This is a genomic window from Massilia sp. CT11-108, from assembly GCF_047302915.1.
GTDB lineage: Bacteria > Pseudomonadota > Gammaproteobacteria > Burkholderiales > Burkholderiaceae_D > Telluria > Telluria orientalis.
In genome coordinates, this window is sequence record NZ_JBKYMO010001041.1 from 1 (window position 1) to 845 (window position 845).

Consider the following 845-nt stretch of genomic DNA (forward strand, 5'->3'; position numbering starts at 1 on the left):
GGCCGGAAGTGACCGCGTCGGCGGACGGCAAGGTGGCCGACGCCCGGCCCGAGGAAGCGGCCCGGGTCGCGCGCGCGGACACGCCCGTGCTGAAGCCCTGGATCCTCCCGAGCGGCAATGCATTCATCCGCGATCCGGCCCGCCGCTACCGGCGTCCGGCAACGGAACCGGCCGTCGACGCACCGTTCGCCAAACTGGCATTCGACGACAGCGGCTGGCGCACCGTCACCCTGCCGCACGACTGGGCCATCGAAGGCCCGTTCCTGACGACGGGCCCGTACGGCGGCATGGGCCGCCTCAAGACGTGGGGTCCGGCCTGGTACCGGCGCAAACTGGACATTCCCGCCGCCGACCGCGGCAAGAAGATCTTCCTCGACGTCGACGGCGCCATGTCGTACGCGAGCGTGTGGGTCAACGGCCACCTCGCGGGCGGCTGGCCCTATGGCTACAACTCGTTCCGCATCGACCTGACGCCGTGGCTGCGGCCGGGCGGCGCGAACCAGCTCGCGATCCGGCTCGACAACCCGCCGGAATCGGCGCGCTGGTACCCGGGCGCGGGCCTGTACCGCAACGTGTGGCTGACGAAGACCGCGCCCCTGCACGTGGGCCAGTGGGGCGTGACCGTGACGACGCCGGACGTGTCGGCCGAATCGGCGCGCGTCGCGTGGCAGGTGGCGCTCGACAACGAGGGCGCCGCATCGGTCGACGCGACGGTGACGACGGAGCTGTACGCATTGGACGAACGCGGACGCATCGCGGGCAAGCCGGTGGCGACCGCCGTCTCGGCACCGACGACCGTCGCCGCCGGCGCGAGCGGCACGGTCAGCGGTTCGACGACCGTGAGC

Annotated in this window: 1 protein-coding gene; it reads left to right on the forward strand. The window is 72.4% G+C overall.

Annotated elements, in window-relative coordinates; all coding sequences use genetic code 11:
- Nucleotides 1-845, forward strand: an 845-nt coding sequence (locus tag ACEN88_RS32990; RefSeq protein WP_413346504.1) for a sugar-binding domain-containing protein, incomplete at both ends; no start/stop codon positions are given.